General features: G+C 46.6%; 21 protein-coding genes. 8 read left to right on the top strand and 13 right to left on the bottom strand.

Annotated features, from left to right (window positions below; translation table 11 throughout):
- Nucleotides 1-115: 115 nt before the first annotated feature.
- Nucleotides 116-682, bottom strand: a complete 567-nt coding sequence (locus tag MKY97_RS28150; RefSeq protein ID WP_342553429.1) for a hypothetical protein — start codon at nt 680-682, stop codon at nt 116-118.
- A 98-nt stretch (nt 683-780) separates the two neighbouring features.
- On the opposite strand from MKY97_RS28150, the gene MKY97_RS28155 reads away from it, so the two are divergent.
- Nucleotides 781-1698 carry a phosphatidate cytidylyltransferase gene (locus MKY97_RS28155; protein ID WP_342553430.1) on the top strand — a complete coding sequence of 306 codons (918 nt, stop codon included), beginning with the start codon at nt 781-783 and terminating at the stop codon, nt 1696-1698.
- Nucleotides 1699-1985: 287 nt separating this feature from the next.
- Here the strand turns inward: MKY97_RS28155 and MKY97_RS28160 are convergent, their stop codons facing one another.
- Together MKY97_RS28160 and MKY97_RS28165 are read right to left on the bottom strand one after the other, a co-directional pair.
- Nucleotides 1986-2558, bottom strand: coding sequence for a hypothetical protein (locus MKY97_RS28160; protein WP_342553431.1), 573 nt, complete (start codon nt 2556-2558; stop codon nt 1986-1988).
- Nucleotides 2559-2770: 212 nt separating this feature from the next.
- The gene (locus tag MKY97_RS28165; protein ID WP_342553432.1) at nt 2771-3163 is read right to left on the bottom strand and encodes a LysM peptidoglycan-binding domain-containing protein; all 393 of its coding nucleotides are present in this window, start codon (nt 3161-3163) and stop codon (nt 2771-2773) included.
- A 310-nt stretch (nt 3164-3473) separates the two neighbouring features.
- Between MKY97_RS28165 and MKY97_RS28170 the strand changes: the two genes are divergently transcribed.
- The 3 genes from MKY97_RS28170 (at nt 3474) to MKY97_RS28180 (ending at nt 5995) form a co-directional block, all read left to right on the top strand.
- Nucleotides 3474-4520, top strand: coding sequence for a trifunctional transcriptional activator/DNA repair protein Ada/methylated-DNA--[protein]-cysteine S-methyltransferase (locus MKY97_RS28170; RefSeq protein ID WP_342553433.1), 1047 nt, complete (start codon nt 3474-3476; stop codon nt 4518-4520).
- A 62-nt stretch (nt 4521-4582) separates the two neighbouring features.
- Nucleotides 4583-5362: an isocitrate lyase/phosphoenolpyruvate mutase family protein gene (locus MKY97_RS28175; RefSeq protein ID WP_342553434.1), complete on the top strand. Its 780-nt coding sequence runs from the start codon at nt 4583-4585 to the stop codon at nt 5360-5362.
- Between the two features lie 111 nt (nt 5363-5473).
- Nucleotides 5474-5995, top strand: coding sequence for a hypothetical protein (locus tag MKY97_RS28180; RefSeq protein WP_342553435.1), 522 nt, complete (start codon nt 5474-5476; stop codon nt 5993-5995).
- A 192-nt stretch (nt 5996-6187) separates the two neighbouring features.
- Here the strand turns inward: MKY97_RS28180 and MKY97_RS28185 are convergent, their stop codons facing one another.
- The 8 genes from MKY97_RS28185 to MKY97_RS28220 form a co-directional block, all read right to left on the bottom strand.
- Entirely contained in the window at nt 6188-6886 is a 699-nt protein-coding gene (locus tag MKY97_RS28185; RefSeq protein ID WP_342553436.1) for a hypothetical protein, read from the bottom strand.
- Nucleotides 6883-7311: a multidrug ABC transporter ATP-binding protein gene (locus MKY97_RS28190; protein WP_342553437.1), complete on the bottom strand. Its 429-nt coding sequence runs from the start codon at nt 7309-7311 to the stop codon at nt 6883-6885. The genes MKY97_RS28185 and MKY97_RS28190 overlap by 4 nt, the downstream gene beginning before the upstream one ends.
- Before the next feature lie 5 nt (nt 7312-7316).
- The gene (locus tag MKY97_RS28195; protein ID WP_342553438.1) at nt 7317-7736 is read right to left on the bottom strand and encodes an ATP-binding cassette domain-containing protein; all 420 of its coding nucleotides are present in this window, start codon (nt 7734-7736) and stop codon (nt 7317-7319) included.
- Nucleotides 7733-8113 (bottom strand): GntR family transcriptional regulator, encoded by a 381-nt coding sequence (locus tag MKY97_RS28200; protein ID WP_342553439.1) that lies wholly within the window; start codon nt 8111-8113, stop codon nt 7733-7735. Before MKY97_RS28200 ends, MKY97_RS28195 begins: the two co-directional genes overlap by 4 nt.
- Nucleotides 8114-8286: 173 nt before the next feature.
- Nucleotides 8287-8448 (bottom strand): aspartyl-phosphate phosphatase Spo0E family protein, encoded by a 162-nt coding sequence (locus MKY97_RS28205; RefSeq protein WP_342556481.1) that lies wholly within the window; start codon nt 8446-8448, stop codon nt 8287-8289.
- A 263-nt stretch (nt 8449-8711) separates the two neighbouring features.
- Nucleotides 8712-10094, bottom strand: coding sequence for a helix-turn-helix transcriptional regulator (locus tag MKY97_RS28210; protein ID WP_342553440.1), 1383 nt, complete (start codon nt 10092-10094; stop codon nt 8712-8714).
- Between the two features lie 309 nt (nt 10095-10403).
- Nucleotides 10404-11321 carry an aldo/keto reductase gene (locus MKY97_RS28215; protein WP_342553441.1) on the bottom strand — a complete coding sequence of 306 codons (918 nt, stop codon included), beginning with the start codon at nt 11319-11321 and terminating at the stop codon, nt 10404-10406.
- Between the two features lie 186 nt (nt 11322-11507).
- A complete protein-coding gene (locus tag MKY97_RS28220) occupies nt 11508-12398 on the bottom strand; it encodes a diacylglycerol kinase family protein (RefSeq protein ID WP_342553442.1) in 891 nt (296 codons plus the stop codon).
- A 402-nt stretch (nt 12399-12800) separates the two neighbouring features.
- On the opposite strand from MKY97_RS28220, the gene MKY97_RS28225 reads away from it, so the two are divergent.
- Both MKY97_RS28225 and MKY97_RS28230 read left to right on the top strand, forming a co-directional pair.
- A complete protein-coding gene (locus MKY97_RS28225) occupies nt 12801-14333 on the top strand; it encodes a leucine-rich repeat protein (RefSeq protein WP_342553443.1) in 1533 nt (510 codons plus the stop codon).
- Between the two features lie 419 nt (nt 14334-14752).
- Nucleotides 14753-16093, top strand: a complete 1341-nt coding sequence (locus MKY97_RS28230; protein WP_342553444.1) for a glycoside hydrolase family 30 protein — start codon at nt 14753-14755, stop codon at nt 16091-16093.
- A 131-nt stretch (nt 16094-16224) separates the two neighbouring features.
- Here MKY97_RS28230 and MKY97_RS28235 read toward each other — a convergent pair whose 3' ends face one another.
- On the bottom strand, nt 16225-17187 hold the full coding sequence (locus MKY97_RS28235; protein WP_342553445.1) for an endo-1,4-beta-xylanase: 963 nt from the start codon (nt 17185-17187) through the stop codon (nt 16225-16227).
- Between the two features lie 250 nt (nt 17188-17437).
- Between MKY97_RS28235 and MKY97_RS28240 the strand changes: the two genes are divergently transcribed.
- A complete protein-coding gene (locus MKY97_RS28240) occupies nt 17438-19753 on the top strand; it encodes a 5'-nucleotidase C-terminal domain-containing protein (RefSeq protein ID WP_342553446.1) in 2316 nt (771 codons plus the stop codon).
- Here MKY97_RS28240 and MKY97_RS28245 read toward each other — a convergent pair.
- Entirely contained in the window at nt 19745-20545 is an 801-nt protein-coding gene (locus MKY97_RS28245; RefSeq protein WP_342553447.1) for a hypothetical protein, read from the bottom strand. The two genes, MKY97_RS28240 and MKY97_RS28245, sit on opposite strands and share 9 nt — an antisense overlap.
- A gap of 297 nt (nt 20546-20842) precedes the next feature.
- Between MKY97_RS28245 and MKY97_RS28250 the strand changes: the two genes are divergently transcribed.
- Nucleotides 20843-22288, top strand: coding sequence for a DEAD/DEAH box helicase (locus tag MKY97_RS28250; RefSeq protein ID WP_342553448.1), 1446 nt, complete (start codon nt 20843-20845; stop codon nt 22286-22288).
- Nucleotides 22289-22308: the final 20 nt, after the last annotated feature.

Genomic DNA, 22308 nt, shown 5'->3' on the forward strand with positions numbered 1-22308 from the left:
CCTATCGACATAATTACTTAAATTGGAATAAAACATTTTCACCTTGTTCATTATAAATCCCCCATTAAACAAATTCTTTCCACCTACTGTTCTTAGCCCAAAATTTTATCAACATTTATTGGGTTTGACCCTTTCCATCCTCTACTACCAGCTTATACTCCCGCAGTCTCCCCTCATAGATCAGATGCAGCTGCTCACATTGGCGAAAATCATCCGGGGTTACGAGCGCCGGGAGTTTGTTCCAGAGCTTGATCCCTGAGCGCTGCAGCATTTCGGCGACAAACTGCGAGCAGAAGTAGGAGTTGCTGAATTCCACCGGTTCCTTGAGTGTAATACCTATGACGCCCAGCAGATTGTACATATATTTCTGACGACTGCGGATGAAAATGTGCAGCACCCGCTTCATTTTTTCTACTTCACGCTCCGTTACCTGAAGCTTATATATGACACATGTGGTGTTGGGATATTTACTGTAAGTTCCCGTCTGGATATCCTCCTTGACGAACCCGCCGTTTAGCGGATTGCTCGGGTGTTTGCGGCCGAAGCTGTATAGTTCCGTCAACTCCCGGTCAAACGAGATCGAGGCGTGATTGTACGGCGCTTTCGTGTAGCTCTGAATCACTCTTGTGAACAGCGTCCCTGTATTGGTCAGCAAAATATAAATCGAACGTTCATCGGTCATCCTCATATTTCCCCTTATCAAGTTGGCTCTATTCCTTCATAATAACATAGGTACCCTATAATGGAATCTCACATTGAATAAGCAGGTGATCTTCGTACATGAGCAGCTCCCTATTCACATTAACTTTAATCTTCACAGCTTTACTTGTTATTCATATCGTATATAAAATCACTGCCAAACTGCAGCCGGACAAGGATTATTCGGGCATCGGAACGAAAATCAAAACCTGGTGGGGCATGCTGGTTATCTTCTGCCTTGCCACTCTGTTTAATCCGATCGTTTCCTTGATCTCCCTTATGGTGCTTACATTTTTTTCGCTTAAAGAGTATTTCTCGATGATCCGCAACACACGTAAAGCTGACCGCCGCTTGTTTCTATGGGCATATCTTGCGATTCCAGTCCAGTTCTACTGGATTTACATTGGATGGTATGGCATGTTTATCATCTTTATTCCGCTCTATGTATTTCTCGTCCTGCCAATGCCGCGTCTCATTAACAAAGGCACCATCGGGTTTCTGCGCAGTGTCAGTTCCACCCAGTGGGGACTCATGCTGATGGTGTTCGGGCTCAGTCATCTGGCTTATTTTCCATTTGCCTCTCCTGAGTATGGATCGAAATTGGTACTCTTCCTTGTAGTGTTAACACAGCTTAATGATGTGGTACATTATCTGGTGTCTCTATATTTGGGCAAACGCAAAGTAGTGCCCACGGCGAATCCTTTTATCACATGGGAAGGATTTGTGTGCGCATTCCTTGTCACGACCGCAGTTTCCTATTTCATCACGCCTTACCTGACACCATTTGATTGGCCATTCTCGTTGTTCATCGGGGCGCTGATCAGCCTCGCCGGATTCTTCGGCAGCCTCACGGTATCCGTGCTGAAGCGTGATCTGCTGATCGGGGATGACAACAAGTCTGATGCACTGAAAAAGAGTTATCTCAGCCGGGTTGACAGTCTCACCTACACCTCTCCGGTCATGTTTCACGTTGTACGGTATTTCTTTGAATTTATGTGAGATACGGTCACTAAAGACTAGGGCGTGTCTGGGAACGATGAAGGAAACAGATTTTACTGCATTTTCGTTACCAATAGAAAGTTCTCATGAGAAATGCCGGGGCACGTCAAGCGAAACTGACGTAATGGAGGACAAAAAGGCGGTAAAACACACTTCTATAGGCTTCAAGGCACCCCTAGTAAAGTATGGTTCTAAAATGATTATGCATGTCCATGTCATCATCAAAAAAAGCAGCCCTAATGGCTGCTTTTTCTGTTCTAATTTATTTCTGCACAATAATCCAGCAGTTACTTCAATTGGATCTCCTTCTCGGACATCAGCTTGCCGCCTTCCTCATTGGTAAATACAAATGTGGCCTTTCCGCGTTCGCCTTTCATCTCGTCGGAATAGATAAACCCGGAGAACTGTCCATTACCGCTTAAATAAAAGCCTTCCTCCCCGTTCGCACCATGATCGATTGCTTCCTGGAGCGAATTCACAATAGTTACAGTGTTCGAGGTCCAGCGCATTTCCGTTAAAGAATACCCCTTGGGCAGCTGCTTGATCGCAAAATCAAAGCTGTTGCCTTCCATTGGTTTATCTGACTGATCAATGACAATCTCGATCTCCTCCGATGATGCCTTCGTACCGGATTTTGTCTCCATCCTGCTCTCTTCTTTTGTGCTGCTCTGATCCTGATTGTTCTTGGCCTCCGCATTAGGTATGGAACCTTGGCCAGCTTCCTCAACTGGCTGTTTCGATTGAGGATATGCATGCTCCTGCACCGACTCTTTATTATTTTTGGCGCCGCAGGCGCTGACGACAATCACCATACATAACACAGCTGTATACAGTAATGATTTTCCGATCTTCCGATTCATACTCTCCATCGTCTCCCTTCATTCTTCCTGCATGCAGCTCATACACAGCTAGAACGTGCATCTTATTCATCACTACACCATATCGTCCCTCGTGAAGCTCCATAATATGTAAATGAGTAATAAAGAAATTAAACTGCTGCTGCTCTTTAAGTGAAATTGTATGGGTTTGCATAAAAGAATATCGGAATCAGACGTTGTAAAATGGGTTATGATTAATGATGAAATTGCGGCAAATCCAGTACCTGGCCTGTCTGAATGTTTCCATGAGCGAGTGAGTTTGTATCTTTGAGCGCTTCGACATAAATCCGGGTATCCATCTGCTGCGGCTTATTGGCAAGAGATATACTCCACAGCGTGTCACCTGATGATACAACGATCTTCTTATTTAACAGGACCGGCTGATCTCCAGCCGAGGCTGTGAATACAACACTGCATCCAGCAATAAAGACACTAATGGTAATGATCAGCTTAATCATTGCTCTCTGTTTTATTTGATTGGGCAGAGAACGCAGGTTATGCGATTGCGGTTTCCCATACAGAACATCTGGCTTGACCGTCAGAGCCTGTTCAGGTTGATGAATGCTTTTGTACGTGGAATATCTCATCTGTATTTTTGACCTCCGATTTTTATCTTCTCTTTTTCGTCAACCTATGACTAATTCGCCTATATAAATTCATCTAACAACATAAATATTTAACAACCTCTTTTATGTGACTAGGCATAAATTACTATCTTTTAATTTGATTTATAGGTCTATGTTATCACTTCATTCTAAACAAATTCTGAACAATCCCTATACTTTCAAAAAATATTCCTGATCAGAATCGATGCCTGATTTTCGGCGATGACAACGGCAATCCTGTCTTATAATAAAAGAATAAGGATGATTCTACTGAAGTGAGGACGTGCAGTTTATGATTTCTGCAGAGTTGAAGGAACGATACTACCGGGCACTGCTCGAAAAAGATTCGGAATATGAAGGCTTATTTTATGTCGGTGTTAAAACAACAGGTGTGTTCTGCCGTCCTACCTGCCCGGCGCGAAAACCGAAATTCGAGAACTGTGAGTTCTACGAAACAGCCCAGCAAGCCCTGCTTGCCTCCTTTCGTCCGTGCCAGCGATGCCGCCCTTTATCCCATCCCAATCACGTTTCGGATGTGGTTCGCATGTTAGTGGAGGCTGTAGAGAAGGAACCGGAGAAGCGCTGGAAGGGACAGGACTTTAAAGCCCTATCCATTGATGAGTCAACAGCTCGCCGTCAGTTCAAAAAGAGATTCGGCATGACCTTTGTCGAGTATGCCCGCGCCCGGCGAATGGGACTGGCGCTGAAGCATATTCGCTCAGGGCGTACTGTCATTGATAGTCAGCTCTCCACAGGATATGAATCCAGCAGCGGGTTCCGCGATGCCTTTTCACGGATTATGGGGGCTGCGCCTACACAGGTCGATGAAGAACTGGTGCTCAAAGCAGCCTGGATTGATACTCCTCTTGGCCCTATGATGGCGGTGGCGGATGAGCAGGCGCTTTATCTGCTTGAATTTGTTGACCGCAGAGGATTGGAGCGTGAAGTGGAACGACTGCGCAGACGGACCAAATCTGCGATCGTGCCCGGCACAACAGCACCGATTCTATCCATTGAACGGGAATTAAATGAATATTTCGACGGCAAAAGGACAGCGTTCGACACACCGTTGTTCTGTTTAGGAACACTATTTCAGAAGCAGGTCTGGGAAGTATTGTTGGCGATCCCAGCCGGAGAAACCAAATCCTATCAGGGGATTGCCAATCTACTGGGGAGGCCCAAAGCCTGCCGAGCGGTAGCGCAAGCCAACGGGGCCAATCAGTTGGCCATCGTTATTCCATGTCACCGTGTCATTAATTCAAGCGGAGAACTGGGCGGTTATGGGGGAGGACTGACACGTAAAAACTGGCTGCTGCAGCATGAGAAGCAGGGATCATAAATGTCAGGAAGCAGCATGTCACAGGGAAAACTGCATCTATTTCATATAAGAGGAGCATCAAGATGAATATCAATATACTGCGGGAAAAAGCTGAGCAATTTCATCAATACCACCAGAAAGGGAATCCACTCGTATTAGTTAATGTGTGGGATGCTGGAAGTGCACAGACCATTCGGGCTGCAGGAGCCAAGGCTATTGCTACCGGCAGCTGGGCCGCTGCCGCGGCTCATGGTGAACAGGATGGAGAAGCTTTACCCTTCCAACTGGTGCTTGCCAATCTGGCCCGCATCACACAAAGTGTAGATTTGCCTGTAACGATCGATATCGAGGGAGGGTATGGCAGGTCTGTGTCAGAAGTGAAACAAAATGTCAGAAAAATTATGGATCATGGCGCTGTGGGAATTAATATCGAAGACCAGCTTCCCGGAGGGGAAGGTCTGTACAGCACCACAGAGCAGTGTCTGAGATTATCCGCTGCTCGAGAGGCTGCTGCGCAGATCGGCATCCCTCTTTTTATCAATGCACGTACCGATCTATTTCTGCAGCATGCTCCCGACCAGCACAATGAAGCCTTAATCAACGAAGCCGTCTTACGAGCTAAAGCTTACGCAGAGGCGGGGGCAAGCGGTCTGTTCGTTCCAGGTTTACAGGATCATCACTGGATTCAGGAGGTGTGCAGCCGTTCGCCGCTTCCCGTCAATGTTATGGTAACCTCCTCAGAGCCTTCACCCAAACATCTGGCTGCACTGGGGGCTTCACGAGTAAGTTATGGCCCTTATCCTTATCTGCAGGTTATGGAGCATTTGAAGGGGCTCGGGCAGCGTATTTTAACAGGCTCATAATGCTCATAATGAAGATGTGTATTTGTACCGAGCTATCCCTCAAGGACGGAGGGTGTTTCCAGCCTCCGCCTATGGTATAATCCCACTACCTAACAGTAACAGGAGGCATATATGCTTAACGTTGAACAAAAGCTTGAAATTCTGGAATCCTATCCCCAGCTGCAGCGTAGAGATGTTTCTCTGGGGCGTGTCAATTTTCACTACGAAGACAGTGCGTACGAGAAAAAAATTGTGGCACTTCATATTCATCCGAACGGTAATGGTTATATCTATGCAGGACTGCTGCCCGATTACGAAACAGATGCGAAAGGGTTCGTCAATATTCGCGATTACTCGGAAGCGGATCTGCGTACCCTGCTCGATGCAGCGATCCAAGCAATGTCACATAACCCAGATGCTGTTGAAGTGAGTGAGAACGTACCGCCTCTAAAGGAATCCGCTGCATCTCCAATGACTCTCTCAACAGGCGGGGGGATCTGGATCAATGAAGATGGACATACACTTACACTAAAATATGATAATGATATGTGGTGTGTATATGCCGGTCATGAGCTGGAGATGGCTTTTGAAACACGCAGCGAAGCTGGTGAATATCTTCAGGAAGAAGGATTCAAACCGCAAACCCAAGCGTAAATAAAATACAGCAAACACGAGGTGAGAAGATCTCCCTCGTGTTTTTCTGATTCCCTTTTTTACTATGTGTTATTAATCCACTGTGTGTTACTACCACTATCAATGGGCAAGCCATCTCTATTGATTGAACACCAAGCTTCATGTCCTGCCTAGAAAAATTTGTTGACGTTAGCCATTAGGGCTGGCTCACCGTTAATCCTTGCTGCTTTTCCGTACAAGCGGTGCATGTTTCATCATGGGATAGGTGGACAGTAGAAATGCTGCGCCGATCAATCCGAGTACGGTGAACAGCATCATTCGATTTAGATAGGCGATCCAAAGCGTAAATTGCTCCATGTCCACAAATGCAATCACCAGCGATATCACCAGACCCAAACCAAAAAACATGAACAGGAAATTACGCATACCAAGCCTGATCCAGCACACCGTCAAGAAAACGGAGAGACCGAGAACCAAAAAGCCAAGCATCAGATCCATCCATAGATAAGGAAGTACAAGATAATGGGAAGAGTAAAGCATGCCCGGTTGGTACAATATGACATGCAGCCCTCCCTTTACATTCAGCAGATGAACGAACAAATAGATCATGTGCAGTATAACCATGGTACCAGCAACCATACAGGTCCCCATAATATAAAATGATTTCATAAATTGAACCCGTGTACTGCCCATGCCCACAGCTACCGGATAGAGCGTGACCAGACCCGCGATGGCAAAAGTACATATCCCCCCATACATCGGTCCGAATAACTGCGAGGAATAACTAACATCAAACAGGAGGCCAATAGCAATATAGATAGCCGTTAGTCCAAGAGCTATGGAAGTGAAAATAATCAGATACAATCGCATATCGTCTAAAATCAGCCGGTTCGTCCCTTTTACTGCATTCATACTCTCGCTCCCTCCTGCTTCCGGGTTACATGAACCAGATAATCCTGCAGTGATGCTTTTTCGATCGAAAGCCCATGCTGCTGAGCCTTTACTATCCAATCCTTGGAATACACGTCATCAATCATCACTTTGGCAGTTGTACCCATCCGGGCAGTATCAATAACATCAGCCCTCTGAGAAACCTCTTCCACATCTCGAATATTCCCTGTTAGAAGAATCCCACGTTCGCGTATCTCCTCCATAGGTCGATGGTACAAGATGTTTCCTTGATGTACTACCATCAGGGTTTCGCACAAAGGCTGTACCTCTTCAATGTGATGTGTTGATATGAGAATCAAACGCGGGTGATCTTCATACGTTTCCAGTAATGCCTCATAGAAAAGTTTCCTTTTGTCAGCATCCAGCCCGTTTGTAGGCTCATCCATAATCGTTACACTAGCGCGGCTGTCTTCATCCCCTTCGAAAATTTGCTGATTCTCTGTTTGGAGGGCAGCTCGAATATGTCAATAAGCTGCTTGGCAAGCTGCTCATCCCACTGAGAATGAAAATGTGATCCGATGGTAACCAGATCATGGATCGTCCAGTTTTTGCCGAGCGGATGATTCTCCTGGATATAACACAGATGCCCTTGGGCACTGAGATTATTATACGGGTTCTGGCCCATAATCCGAACGGTCCCATAGTCGGGACGGTTGTGCCCAGCGAGCAGACTCATCAATGTGGTTTTGCCAGCCCCATTCCTTCCCCAGATTGCTCCAATCACAGGTTCCTTCTCATGCAGGGTGACGTTGTCCAGCATAGGGGGGGTGTTCTTTTGATAGCTGTAACTTACCTGTTCCATATGAATCATACTTCACGCTCCTTATCCTTCTTGCCGCGAATCAGATCAATAATCATGTCCTCATCCATACGAATGCGTCTGGCTTCTTCAAGTAAAGGCTGGATATATTCTTCGTAAAAACGCTGCTTCCGTTCCACAATCAATGTTTCTCTGGCCCCCTTGGCAACAAACATTCCTACACCCCGCTGTTTATAGATAATGCCCTTGTCTACCAACTCCTGCAGCCCCTTTCGCGCCGTAGCGGGATTAATATTGTAAAAGCGAGACAATTCATTGGTGGAGGGAACCTGCTCTTCCACCCTTAATCTGCCTTCCACAATATCGTCCATGATCATCATAGCGATCTGATGAAAAATAGGCTGAGATTCATCCAAAGTCGATTTCATCTGTTTCCAACTTTCATACATAATAATGATTGGTGTACCTCATCCGTCGATGAACAGCTCGACAGCCCTGCTGCCTACTTCGTTAACTAATCTTCTTCGACCTTCGGTTAGTTGGTTAGTTACTCATGTAACTAACTATAGTATACAATAACTACCTTGTAAATAGGCCCTTGTTAATTCATTATTTTTTTAATCTGGATTCGATTATATTGGTTCAGAAGAGCATCAAGCGCTACAGATTGTCGGATCACTTCAGGATGGAGGAGACTGCCGTATTGCAGATGTACCTGATGCAGCTGCTGTCTTGCATCTTCGATCTGTGACTTTAATTCCATACGATCCACAGCCTCCCCTCCTTTTGTCATATTTTAGCTTATTATGCCAATCAGTAGGTTGAAGAAGATATGACAGATGAGCTCTTTCACCTGCTGCTGCTTCTATGACACATCAAAAAAGCGCCTCTGAAAGAATCAGAAGCGCTTAGGTGGCTTAGACTTATGTCCCTAAACCGTGATCGAATGTTTTGTTAATTGGGGGATTGAGATTACCCGGGGTTGGAGAAGGACCCGTAATGACCGGTAAAACACCTACCAGTATACTACAAGTAACTATCAGCAAAGCCAGTTTTTTCTTCATTGATTTTCTGCACCTCACCAATCAAGATTTTGTATTGCTGTATAGCCGCATCGGACGCATAATCCCTATACTGCTCAAACAGTCCGACACTTCTAAGCATACCTCTTCCATCGCTAATTTCAATAGAAAATCTCAAGCTGTCCAGAACAAAATTTATACCCTGCGCAAATTGGTCTCGTCTCAGATAGTACTTGCCTAATCCAGACAAAAGACGGACGTACCGATCATCTGTAATCTGTTTGCTGACTTTCCCGATCCGGTTCCGCTGCTCCTGATAAGTAAAGTGCGGCGCATACTGCTCTAACACACCATCGATATTCATATCATATCGATTGGCCGCTGTTACAATATCACATAACGCAGGAAATATTTCGTTCTCTTTCGTTGAAATGTAGGATAGATATTGAGGCAGGATTTCAAATTGTCCAGCCATTAATTGATATATATAACGGTTCCCCTCAGCCCATTCCTGAAATTGTTGAATAACAACCATTTCTTCATGATCGGGATCTTTCACCCAAGTGGAATCCGAATATAACGAAACATATTTAAGCGCCATCTCATAATTATCCAAATGAAAGTAGGCACTTCCTGAAGCCAGATAAGCATACATGATATAAAAAATGATTGCTCGCTTGGTTTCTTCCGCCTTCTTCCGCCCATTCAGTTCATAGTGAATGGTCGCCTTCACCCGCAGCTTCTCGGATAACTCCTGTACTTTGCTCCATCTGTGGAGTGAGGCAAAAGCATTAATCAGCTCATTTAGTGCATCCAGCTGATACCGTTCATCCAGTCGATCCACGTAATATTCAAATTGTGCAGCAATAATGACATTCCGCTGCTGATCATTTGTCAGTCCCAGCTTGAACAAGCGATACTGACAGAGGGCAAGCCGCTCGGAATGCTGCATCTTCTCACTTTCGGCTATCGTTTCATATAATAGAGTTGCCGGTTTCCATTTGCCTTCATGATAGAATTCCTCTGCCACCTCAAATAACAGCGGGATATAAGACAGATTATCCATCATTAGACGAACGACCTCTTCGATGCAGTCCAGCTTGTCCAGTTCGGCACATCGATGCAGGAACGGACCTAATCTCCGCCAATCCGGTGCAGCATGCACAAAGCATTCATCAATATACATCTCATAGAAATGGCCCGGCGCAAGCTTCATGGCTGATGTGATGCGGTCCAGCTGCTGCATAGAGATCGGCCTATTTTTATTCAAAATATTGCTGAGTGTACCGGAATTAATTCCTGACAGTTCTGAAAAAAGACTGATCGACATCTGTTCGCGCTTCAGATAACGTTCTAAATGATCACGTATCGTGGTTGTCGGCTCCAAGGGAACACCACCCTCCAAAATAAAAACACCAAAACGAGATTGTTAGTACACAAAAGTAATTATATGTAATCTGTACATGCTTTTCAATAAAATAATTTCAACTAATTTGTATTAATTACATTTTAATCCTTTTGAAACGAAAAAGTATGTATCTATATTTTATATCAAAAAGTGTTATTTTTCCAAGACCTAAAGTGAACAAAAAAAACACGAGCCGTCAGACTCGTGTCGATCAATCAAACATCACAGTATATTTGCATGCACATTTGCAGTGCATGCACTGGAGCTGCATCATTCATCGTGCTGGATTTAAGGCAGTACATTACCTGCAGCACGGTAAATTTCATACCACTCTGGGCGAGTGAGGTGGACTTCGCTCGCTTTCACACAATCCTGCAGACGTTCAATGTTCATCGTGCCTGTTACAGGCTGCATCTGCGCAGGATGACGAAGCAGCCATGCAATCGCAATCGTTGTATTGCTCACACCATACTTCGCAGCGATCTCATCAATCTTGGCATTCAATTCCGGGAACTTCTCATTTCCCAGGAAGACACCTTCAAAGAATCCGTATTGGAACGGAGACCATGGTTGAATGGTGATGTCATGCAGACGGCAGTAATCCAGAATGCTGCCATCTCTGTTCACTGCAGCATCATTCTCCATGTTTACGTTGATGCCGCTATCGATCATTGTCGTATTGGTAATACTCATCTGCAGCTGATTGGCTACCAGCGGCTGTTTAACGTATTTTTTCAACAAGGCAATCTGATTTGGATTCTGGTTTGATACGCCGAAGTGACGGACTTTCCCCTCACGTTCCAGCTGATCAAATGCTTCTGCCACTTCCTCAGGCTCAACAAGTGCATCCGGACGGTGCAGCAGCAGTACATCCAGGTATTCCGTTCTCAGACGCTGCAGAATGCCATCTACCGAATTCAGGATATGCTCTTTGGAGAAATCGAACATGCCTTTACGAATTCCGCATTTGGATTGAAGAATCAAATTTTCACGGACTTGGGGATTCATCTGCACAGCATCGGCAAAAATCTCCTCACATGTCCCTGTGCCGTAAATATCGGCGTGATCGAAGAAATTTGCTCCTATTTCCATGGCAGAACGTACAAAATGCTCCGCGTCCTTACGATCCAATGAATTGATTCGCATACAACCTACAGCAACTACAGGTACATCGAGTGCACTGCTGCCCAGTTTAATGGTTCTCAAGATGTTTCCCCTCCATATTCAAAAATAGTTTGTTTGCATAGACTGATCCGTATATACATGTCCATGCCTGTCTTCCGTCTATGATTGTGACATATATCTGCAATCGGTTTCAATAGACTTTCCGCACATTTATATGGAGAAATGATTTGTTTTCGCCGGAGCTGCTCATCAGCGGGCTTGAATCTGTTATCTTTCTTCCGGCACGATGACCTTCATACAGCCAGGCAGAACACGAATATCAATCGGTAAAGCAGGGCCTTCCTCTCCATCAACATTCGTACGAATAGGTTCGTCTGAACGGACAACTACTTCTTTGGCTGTAAAATAGTCCACATCTTTGTGCTCCTTCAGATTGCCGAAGAACAGTGAGGTGCCTAAAGTCAAGCTGTTGAACACACCGATGTTCCGAATCACAAAACAGTGGATGAGTCCGTCATCTACCTCTGCATCCGGTGAAAGCTTCTCGAACCCTCCAACCGAGTTGGTGAGTGCTGCCAGAAAGAGCGGTGATTCTCCCTCCCACAGCTGTCCGTCATATTCAATCTTCAAGGTATTGGGCGGTGTATTCACCAGATCCTTCAGTCCTTCTTTTAGATAAGCGAACGATCCAAGCTTCGACTTTTCCTCTGACGATACAGAGAATAGGGCTTCCGCCAGAGAACCGGCAGCAATGACATTGGCAAAGAGCTGCCCATTAACCATGCCGAGATCCACAAGTCGGGTCTGTTCCGAGCGGAGCTGTTCGATGGCTTCATCCGGGTCAAGAGATATATGTAATGCCCGTGCAAAATCATTCACTGTTCCCAGCGGCACGATACCCAGCAGAGGGCGATGCTCCTGATCCAGCATGCCGTTAATCGTTTCATGCAGGGTGCCGTCTCCACCAATGGAGATCACCACATCGCACCCATCTTTGCAGGCATTCAAACCATAGTTGGCAGCATCTCCTTCTCCTCCTGTTTCATTGACCACCACCGCATACTGCCTGGATTCCAGAATCGTTTGGACCTTGGATACGTACTGCTCTGCTTTTTCCTTGCCTGACGACGGGTTGCTAATAATCATTGCTTTCCTCATCGACACATCTTCCTCTCCACATATGGCATCTGTACATCTTTACCCTCTTCATAGAGGGATTGAATATGACATGATGGAAATATCTTTAATTTGGACAAAGTTATACTGAAAAAGTGCAGGGCATGACCTATATCATATAGAATAAAAGTATACATAGGTGCATGTTGTAAAATTAGTGTTCCTATTCTCTTAATACAGGTTAATGACTATAAGTTGGGCGAAAGATAATTCATGTACACTTACTTTATACGATCAGACTCACATTCAAAGAGCTGTTAATGATCTGCTGACGCAGTTTCATATAGAGTTTGGATACTATCATTTTGGTTTATTATGGTTTGGATGTCACCATCGGAAAATTATGATTCTCACTATAAATTGATGTTGATCTGGAGGGAAGGCATGTTAATAAAGAGAATAACGTTGTTATTGTTCATATGCGTGTTAAGTATAAGTGCAGCGGGGCAGGCGATGGCCCAAACGGCAGCTGAAGCGGAAGAGCATCTCATCAAGGACCCTGCACTGGAAGACGGACTCAAGCTTATTCTAAACATCCCTGTAGACCAGTCTCTAACTTCCACGGATCTGAAGCAGCTTCGCGTGGTAGATCTGAGCAGTGCCGGCATTCAGAATCTGTCCGGGCTGGAGCATGCCGTAAATCTGACCCATCTGCGTCTGTACGGCAACGAAATTACAGACCTTACACCGCTCGAGCACCTGACACAGCTTCGCGAGGTTGACGTTCGTAATAATTACATTACATCCATTGAACCTCTGGCTGCACTGCAGCAGCTGGGCCGCCTGTATATCAGCAACAATTCCATAACATCCATTGACATAGTGCGGGAATTTCCCAGATTACATACACTGCATGCCAGCGGTAACCGGATTGCAAGTCTGGATACTCTGGCAGAGCTGCATTCGCTGCAATGGCTTGAAATCTCCAACAATTTGATTACAGACCTCACGCCTCTGACAGAACAGAAGAAGCTGGAGAAGTTGAATGTGGCAAACAATCATATTACGTCACTCGATGTCCTTGCAGATCTGCCAAATACACTGCGAGAGCTGAATGTTTCAGGCAACCATATATCCAGTCTTACACCTCTGAGTCAGATGACCCATCTGCGGACATTGGATATTTCAAATAATCAGGTTCATCAGCTCAGCGGCTTGACCGCATTGATTAACTTAACCGAACTGAATGCGGAATCCAATCAGATCTATGATCTGGAGCCGCTGCGCAAGTTAACAAAATTGAACGTATTGAAGCTGTCCAACAACCGCATCTGGGACCTGACACCGCTCGCGGACTTATCGCTCACGCTGGGCAGTTCAGGGCTGCCAAGTGTCGACAACATCTCGGCATCCACCTCTCTGTCCGCAGGTATGCAGGGTGTTGTGACAGAAACAGTCCCGGCCGGACTTACCGTACAGAATAATTACCTGGATGTGACCAATGGCAGTCACACGATGCAGCAGCTCAACCAGATGAATGTGAGAGAGCAGAAACGAACACCGCAGGGTCGTTTTCAACGCCTGATCGAAGGGTCTGCCACGGCATATGTGGGTGATCGTGCATACGCACTGGATGCAGCTCCTTTTATTGATGAGGGCCGGACGTACGTACCGCTCCGTTTTGTATCCGAGCAGTTGAACGCTCGTGTGACCTGGAACAGCGGCGCACGAGAAGCTGTAATTACGCAGGACGATCAAACGATTCGCTGGAGCGTAGGCAGTAAACAGGTGGACCTTAACGGTAAATCCGTCCTGAATGATGCTCCGCTGTTGATGAGAGAAGGTAAAGCCTACGTACCCGTTCGGTTCATTTCGGAGCAGCTTCGTACAACTGTTGGCTATATAGCTCGCAGTAAAACGATTCTGATCTTTGAGAATAAACCACAGCCTGAAAGTGCCGATCGTGCCGCTCCCTAACCCCAAAGGTATTACTTATTACGACCAATAAAGGTAATCTTCACAGCAGCCATTCCCCCAGGTTAGTCCATGACCAATTGCATGACCTATTACAGAATGGTATATCACAGAAACATGATTGCATCCCCGCCTGAATCTTCAGCGGGGATTTTCCCGTGCTCTTCTTTATGCAAATACGGCATCTCAGGGATTAGGGTATCTCCTGTAATCCGTGCAGCGAATTACTCACTGCAGCCTCTGTAGAAGCTGTATGCGTAATGGCGTGGTTCTCATCATTCCACATTCATTCAAGTTCGAAGCTGACTATATTGGATTAGGGTAAATATTGCACGGTTTAGCACATCTGCTTTTAGGATGGAAGTTGATATACTGAACATAATCAAAAAGGCTGCTGAGGGACCAACAAGGAGGAGCATCATATGACATATACGTTTAATGGATATTCTACTACACCAGCAAATCCATGGAATGAACTAGCTGCTGTACTTACAAATGAAAACGCTAACTTAGCGCTGACCGGAGAGCAGCATCAGCTTGTCGAAGGGTTCGGCGGCTGCTTCAACGAACTTGGATATTTGGCTCTCGCTCATTTAAGTGAGGAACAGCGGCACGAGGTGCTGCATTCCCTGTTCCACCCGGAAGGGGAGCATCGGTTTACCATCTGCCGCCTGCCTATTGGCGCAAGTGATTACGCAGAGCAGTGGTACAGCCACAACGAGGTAGACGGCGATGTGGCTATGGACCATTTTTCCATTGAGCGAGATTTCAAATATCTGATTCCTTACATTAAGGAAGCCTTGCGTTATAACCCGGACCTGCAGCTGTTCGCATCACCTTGGAGTCCGCCCACCTGGATGAAGTTCCCCAAAGCGTATAACTACGGCACACTGCGCTGGGAAAAGGAGATCCTGGAGGCTTACGCCCTGTACTTTGTGAAGTTTGTAGAGGCCTACCGCGAGGCAGGCATTACAATTCATCAGGTACATGTGCAGAATGAAGTCATCGCAGATCAGAAGTTCCCTTCCTGCATGTGGACAGGCGAGCAGCTGCGCGAATTTATCGCTGATTATCTGGGGCCTGCTTTTGACAAACATGGTCTGGACACCGAAATATGGCTGGGTACGATCAATGCGCCTGATCCTTGGGAAGAACTGATGAAAAAGAAAACAACCGGTTTCGATGAATACGCCGGACTCGTGCTGAGTGATCCAAAAGCCTATTCCTACATCAAAGGGGTCGGGTATCAATGGGCAGGTAAACATGCCATCCAACGTACCGCGGCAAGTTACCCGGAGCTTCGCTACATGCAGACGGAGAATGAATGCGGGGATGGTAATAACTCGTGGAACTATGCCAAGCATGTATATAACCTGTACCAGCACTATTTTACTAACGGCGTTAATGCCTATATTTACTGGAATATGGTGCTGGAGCCGAAAGGACGCAGTACTTGGGGCTGGGAGCAGAATTCTATGATTACCGTTGATCCTGCGAATAGGGAGATTACTCGTAATCCAGAGTATTATGTCATGAAACATTTTGCTCATCATATCGTTAACGGTGCTCGCCGGCTGGGTCTCTCTGGCGCATGGAGCGGCAAAGCTGTTGCCTTCCGCAACCCGGATAATAGTCTCGTCATCATAGTTAACAATCCGTTCCCGGATCGCCGTGATCTTCACTTGACGTTCGCCGAAGGACAGACGATTCACGTGCAGTTAGAAGCCGATTCCTTTAACAGTATGGTGATTACAGCGGACTGAATCCTCGTTCTGTATTACTGCATAGGTATGCTAAAGAAGAGCCTGTCCCGAATCTAACGGGACAGGCTCTTGGGGGATAAGGGGATTAACTGATTTTAGATATTGAGCGGTAGAAATGGTTCTACTCAGGTTTAAGGATTGTTCGCCAGGTAGTTTTTCAGCCACTGCATTGCAGGACGCTCTGTTCCGTTGCTTCTTACCAGGTGGGAACCACTAGTCCAAGTTTGGTTTTCGTTGTAACCCCACAGCGTAACACCTTTAACGGCCGGGTGCTTCCACAGTACCGGGAATTTTTGTTGGTAACGCTGCAGCTGGGTATTGTCATCGCCAGTCATGTCCAGCTCGGATACATACACTGGAAGGCCTGTAGCTTGCAGTTTGTTCAGAACCGTGTTCATCGTGTTCACAGATACGTTGTCCATATTGAAGTAGTGCGCTTGAATACCGATGCCATCAACAAGGCCTCTGCTTTTCAGGATGTTGATAATCTGGATATATTGATCTGCTTTCGGAGGATCACCGATAATGCCGTATTCATTGATCAGCAATTTGGAATTCGGGAAGGCTTGTCTTGCCTGCTCGAATGACCAGATCACCCAATCCCAGCCGGTTTGTCCATCTCCACCAATCGCGTTTTTGAAAGATGGCTTCGCATGCAGCGGTTCATTGACGACATCGACAAACTCCGCTTGGGAGTACCGCTGTCCTGCAGCACGAATCCACTGAAGCACTTCGGCTCTCTGATCATTAGCAGAGAGGCCATTAATCCAGTTAGGTGCCTGATTTCCCCAAACAAGGGTATGGAATTTGAAAGGCATTTTATTGTTTTTTGCATAGTTGTAAGCCATATCTGCCTGGCCCCAGTTCATCACATTACGCGTACCTTCTACCGCCCCCCACTTCGTGGAATTCTCTGGCGTTACCTGGTTCCAGTACGGACTGAAATTGTTCGGTACCTGGCTGGCTATAATATTCCCCAGGAATTTACTACCTTTGGCCAATCCGGCACTGACACTGCCCACCGCGACCGACGCAGCCAGTACACCTGCCAGAGCAAGCGTACCTACCGTCTTAAACCATTTGGTCTTCAACATAATATTCCTCCTTGGTTGGGTATATTTTATAAAGCGCTTACAAGGACATCATAATGGATAATTTTGGTTTTATACACATATAAATCATACTATTTACTTAGGAAAGTATACTTTGTATTGCTTTTCTCCTTTTCATCGTTCAACTATTTCGAACACAAATATGACATGAGCGTTTACATTCCGTTGACGTTTCTCTAGTATGGAATGATACATACAACACACACACATTAGAACACAAGGGAGATTACACATGCGCACACATCGTTTGAAACGTTTCGCCAGCTGGTCTTTATCCATTCTGTTAGGTGCTTCCCTGCTGCTCACCCCGCTTGCTTCTGAAAGCGCTCAAGCGGCTGCAGCAGATCAGGAAACAACAATCACCCTGCTTGGTACGTCTGATATTCATGGCCGGTTCATGCCATGGGATTATGCATTAGACGGTCCCAACCCGGCAGGCAGCATGACACAGCTCTATACGATGGTGAAGAAGGTTCGCTCCGAGAATCCGAACACCATCCTGCTGGATGCGGGAGATATGATTCAGGATAACTCTGCTGAACTGTTTAATGATCAACCCAAATCTCCGATGATGGTTGCCATGAACGAGATGAACTATGATGCCTGGGTTATGGGAAATCATGAGTTCAACTTTGGCCTGGACGTGCTGGAGAAAATCTCTTCACAGTTCAAAGGTCAGGCGCTTGTCGGTAACATTTTCAAAGAAAATGGTGACAGGTACATGCCTGCATATACCATTATAGAGCGGGACGGCATCAAAGTGGGCGTAATCGGCATGAACACCCCGATGATCACCGAGTTCGAGAAAGGAACAGACCATCTGGATGGTGTCATTGTCAAAGACCCGGTCGAAGAGACGCGCAAAGCCATTGCCGAGCTGAAAGGCAAAGTGGACGTAATGGTTGGCCTGATGCATATGGGACTGGATAACGAGAACGGTAATCCGGGTACCGGAGTAACGGATATCGCCAATGCCAACCCGGAGCTGGCTGCTATTTTTGCCGGACATATGCATCAGCTGATCGAATCCCAGACGGTGAACGGCGTATTGATCTCTGAACCGAATAAATACGGTACACATATGTCACGCATTGACCTGAAGTTTACCAAAGAGGACGGCAAGATCGCGCTGAAAAGCAAGGAAGCCAAAGCACTTGCTGTCAAAAAAGCCGATGGTACGTATGAGGTCTCCGATCCTTCGCTCGAAAAAACACTGCACCCGTTCCACGAGTTCGCGCGTGCCGATGCCAACATTGAAGTGGCCGAGTTGAAAGGAATCAACCTGGTCCCTGCGGATGAAATTAAAGGTATACCTGCCGTACAGATCCAGGAAACGCCGCTTTCCGATTTTTTCACCGAAGTCATGCTCCATTACAGTGATGCCGATGTCGTTGCCCATCAGATCGATAATGACAAAGCAAAGCTGGACGTTGGCCCAATCAAGAAAAAGGATATTGCATTCAACTATCAATACACCTTTGGTGAAGTTACCGTATATGAAGTGACCGGACGTGATCTGAAAGATTATATGGAATGGTCTGCGGGGTACTTTAATTCTACACGGCCCGGAGATGTCACCATCAGCTTTGATCCGAAGCGCCGCGCTTCCAAATACAGCACCGATGACTTCTTCGGCGGTGTAACGTATGAGATTGATCTGACCAAGCCGTATGGCAGCCGGATTACGGACTTGAAATACAGTGACGGAAAAACGGTTCTGGCAGAGGATACGCTCAAACTCGGCATGAATGCATACCGAATGGAAGCGCTGATTGCCAAAGGAGGAGCACTCGAAGGACGCAAGTTCAAGCAGCTCTGGTCTTCCAAGGACGCTGCAGCGTTCGGTGAAATTCAAGGCACCATTCGCAATCTCTCTATTGCTTATTTGAAAGATGTGATGAAAGGTGTATATGAACCGAAGATACAGCACAATTGGAAAATTACGGGCGTTGACCTGACTGCACCGGAACGTGCAGATGTTGTGGAACTCATCAATGATGGCATCCTGTCTGTGCCAACCACGGAAGATGGCAAATACACCAACATTGCCTCCATTAATATTTTGGATGCTGTCACTGCAGAAGAGATCGAAGCGTTGTCCTCCAAAGCAGGGGTAGATGCGGCTCAGTTCAAAAGTGTGCCAACGAAAGGCACATTCTATCAGCAGTTGAACAAAGCCCGCAAGACAGCAGCTGGTAATGATACTGGCAGTGAAGACGATGCGGCTGCACCTGCTCCTGGGAATCCTACTGCTCCAGAGAAACCGAAGCCAGCACCAAAACCGGAAACATCGCCAGGAACATCGAAGCCAGACACCGTAAAACCAGGCAAACCGGGGAACAAGACTCCTGCCAAACAAGCCAAGGTTACTGCTAATTACCTGAACGTACGTGCAGGCGCTTCATCGAAGGCCAAAGTTATCACTTCCGTACCAAAAGGCACGATGCTTGATGTCATCAGTACAGACCATGATTACGGCTGGGTCAAAGTGAAGCTGGATGGAAGAACAGCATACGTATACGGCAAGTATGTAAGCATTCTAAAGTAACCGCTGGATATATGAAGGGCGATGCACCCAAGTGACGATGGGATGGCATCGCCCTCTTGGGTGCGGCCTATCGTTTGACGCAGCCTCCCGGCCTATATCCTTGATTATACGCATCATCGCACCGAGCCGAATGCCATTCGTTTGATCCGTAAAATCACGCACATCCTCTGTTTGGCCTTCATACGCTGCAAGCACATAGTCCTCATCCACGATATAGTATGTGCCGGAACGGCTGAATGAATATCCTCCGATCTGCCCGCCCGCTGTACCTTTGCCCACCGCAGTAACTATTCTCATTCCCGGTTTAAGCTCCGGTTCTATACCTGCAAACACCGCATTGTAGAACAGAAACGTATTTTCGGGTACATCTTCTCCGCTTACAACTTCAAGCACTTTTACCTGATAGGCTGTAAATTCCGGTTCATCCGGACTTAATCCCTGATTTCGCTGTTTCTCGGCAAGTGCTCCTTCAGAAGTGCCTGGCTCTGCAGTCAATTCTACGCTAAAAGGGGGGTGGTCTCCGATCACCTCGGCCACAATAACTGCATCGGCATAATTCATGATCTCACGAAAGCTTACTTCCCTCATGTTGATTAATGGCGGAACACCGGAGTACACCGGGTATTGATCGCGCAGTTCCTGTATCCGCTCCGCTGATAACCTGCTCGGCTCTGCCCCTTGAGGTGATTTGAAAGCAGCAGTGCTGCAGGCTGTTAAAGTCACCGTAAACATCATAAGCAGCAAGGCTGACCATACAATCTGCACCCACACTCGCTTAATTCTTATATCCAAATTTGTATCTCCTCCCACACTGCATTCTTGAAAATGATACAAAACGTTTCACGTGGAACGCTGCACTGTATCATATGAACGGCATGCTGCCAAGTTTCTTTTCATTTTAACTCCGCCAGCACACTGGATTTGTGAATTACCATATGCATCTCTCGTACATAAGGTATAATAAGGCAAGTATATGATACATGTACGGTGTAATGCTTGTAAGTAGTAAGAGAAGATGACAGATGCTGCTGGACCAGTATCATGGGCGCAGTTGTAAGCATTCCAAACTAAACGCAAAAGAGGTAAACGATGAGTAAGCAGCATTTTAAAGATTACGGCTTGGGCGAAGAGATTGTCCGAGCACTGGACAGCCTGGGCTACGAGAATCCTACAGAAGTTCAGACCCGGGTCATTCCTGTCGCACTGGAGAATCAGGATCTTGTGGTGAAATCACAGACGGGCAGCGGCAAAACAGCCGCATACGGCATTCCGCTCTGCGAATTGGTGGACTGGAACGAAAATAAACCGCAGGCTCTGATTCTGACTCCAACACGAGAGCTGGCCCTGCAGGTCAATGAGGACATTACCAACATCGGGCGCTTTAAGCGGATTAAAGCCACCGCACTATATGGACAATCTCCTTTTCACATTCAAAAGGCCGAGCTGAAGCAGCGAACCCATGTGGCTGTCGGTACACCAGGCCGGGTTCTGGATCATATTGAACGGGGCACACTGCCGCTGGACCGCATCGCTTATCTGGTCATTGATGAAGCAGACGAGATGCTGAACATGGGCTTTATCGAGACAGTACAGGCCATTATTCAGGCTCTCCCGAAAGAGCGTACAACGATGCTGTTCTCCGCAACGTTCCCGGAAGATGTAGCGAAGCTGTCACGGCAGTATATGAACACACCTGTAGAGATCGAGATCAAGGCCAGTGGACTGACCACAGCCACGATCGAACATGCCGTAATTCACACTTCGGAAGTGAATAAAACTGCGTTGCTGCAGGATTTGCTTATTACGGAAAACCCGGACAGCTGCATTGTATTCTGCCGGACACAAGATAATGTGGATAAACTGTTCCGGGTCATGGCTGACCTCGATTATCCCGCTGATCGTATACACGGCGGCATGGAGCAGGATGAACGGATTGAAGTAATGAATGCTTTCCGGCGCGGACAATTCCGTTATCTGATCGCCACTGACGTTGCTGCGCGCGGAATCGACATCACGAACATCACCCATGTAATCAATTATGATATCCCTCTCGAAAAAGAAAGCTATGTGCACCGTACAGGCCGTACGGGCCGTGCAGGTAAAACAGGCAGAGCCTTCACCTTGGTAACCCCAAAGGATGGCAGACGTCTTGCAGAGATTGAATCGTATATTGGATTCGAAATCCCGGTTATGAAGGCCCCTTCCGAGGAAGCGGTCGATCGCCGCAGAGAAGAGTTTGAGAAACGGCTCAAAATTGTGCCTGAACGTAAAAAGGACAAGCGTGAGCAGTTGAACCAGCAGATCATGAAGCTGAACTTCAACGGAGGCAAGAAGAAGAAACTTCGTGCAGTCGATTTTGTAGGCACGATTGCCAAGATTGAGGGCGTAAGCGCAGACGATATCGGAATTATTACCATTCTGGATAACGTAACCGATGTGGAGATTCTGAACGGCAAAGGTCCTCTCGTGCTGGAAGTCATGCAGCATACTACGATCAAGCGCATGCAGCTCAAGGTGCGTAAAGGCCGCAAATAGGCAGATCCCATCGCATAATC

Source organism: Paenibacillus sp. FSL R7-0652, from assembly GCF_038595045.1.
Taxonomy (GTDB): Bacteria; Bacillota; Bacilli; order Paenibacillales; family Paenibacillaceae; genus Paenibacillus.

Bases quoted from the DNA above. Each gene is read 5' to 3' on its own strand.
- MKY97_RS28250 (WP_342553448.1), top strand. From the start codon at position 20,843: ATGAGTAAGCAGCATTTTAAAGATTACGGCTTGGGCGAAGAGATTGTC.
- MKY97_RS28190 (WP_342553437.1), bottom strand. From the start codon at position 7,311: ATGGATGAGCCTACAAACGGGCTGGATGCTGACAAAAGGAAACTTTTC.
- MKY97_RS28150 (WP_342553429.1), bottom strand. From the start codon at position 682: ATGACCGATGAACGTTCGATTTATATTTTGCTGACCAATACAGGGACG.
- MKY97_RS28200 (WP_342553439.1), bottom strand. From the start codon at position 8,113: ATGAAATCGACTTTGGATGAATCTCAGCCTATTTTTCATCAGATCGCT.
- MKY97_RS28225 (WP_342553443.1), top strand. From the start codon at position 12,801: ATGTTAATAAAGAGAATAACGTTGTTATTGTTCATATGCGTGTTAAGT.
- MKY97_RS28230 (WP_342553444.1), top strand. From the start codon at position 14,753: ATGACATATACGTTTAATGGATATTCTACTACACCAGCAAATCCATGG.
- MKY97_RS28160 (WP_342553431.1), bottom strand. From the start codon at position 2,558: ATGAATCGGAAGATCGGAAAATCATTACTGTATACAGCTGTGTTATGT.
- MKY97_RS28165 (WP_342553432.1), bottom strand. From the start codon at position 3,163: ATGAGATATTCCACGTACAAAAGCATTCATCAACCTGAACAGGCTCTG.
- MKY97_RS28235 (WP_342553445.1), bottom strand. From the start codon at position 17,187: ATGTTGAAGACCAAATGGTTTAAGACGGTAGGTACGCTTGCTCTGGCA.
- MKY97_RS28155 (WP_342553430.1), top strand. From the start codon at position 781: ATGAGCAGCTCCCTATTCACATTAACTTTAATCTTCACAGCTTTACTT.
- MKY97_RS28175 (WP_342553434.1), top strand. From the start codon at position 4,583: ATGAATATCAATATACTGCGGGAAAAAGCTGAGCAATTTCATCAATAC.
- MKY97_RS28205 (WP_342556481.1), bottom strand. From the start codon at position 8,448: ATGGAATTAAAGTCACAGATCGAAGATGCAAGACAGCAGCTGCATCAG.
- MKY97_RS28180 (WP_342553435.1), top strand. From the start codon at position 5,474: ATGCTTAACGTTGAACAAAAGCTTGAAATTCTGGAATCCTATCCCCAG.
- MKY97_RS28240 (WP_342553446.1), top strand. From the start codon at position 17,438: ATGCGCACACATCGTTTGAAACGTTTCGCCAGCTGGTCTTTATCCATT.
- MKY97_RS28185 (WP_342553436.1), bottom strand. From the start codon at position 6,886: ATGAATGCAGTAAAAGGGACGAACCGGCTGATTTTAGACGATATGCGA.
- MKY97_RS28195 (WP_342553438.1), bottom strand. From the start codon at position 7,736: ATGATTCATATGGAACAGGTAAGTTACAGCTATCAAAAGAACACCCCC.
- MKY97_RS28170 (WP_342553433.1), top strand. From the start codon at position 3,474: ATGATTTCTGCAGAGTTGAAGGAACGATACTACCGGGCACTGCTCGAA.
- MKY97_RS28220 (WP_342553442.1), bottom strand. From the start codon at position 12,398: ATGAGGAAAGCAATGATTATTAGCAACCCGTCGTCAGGCAAGGAAAAA.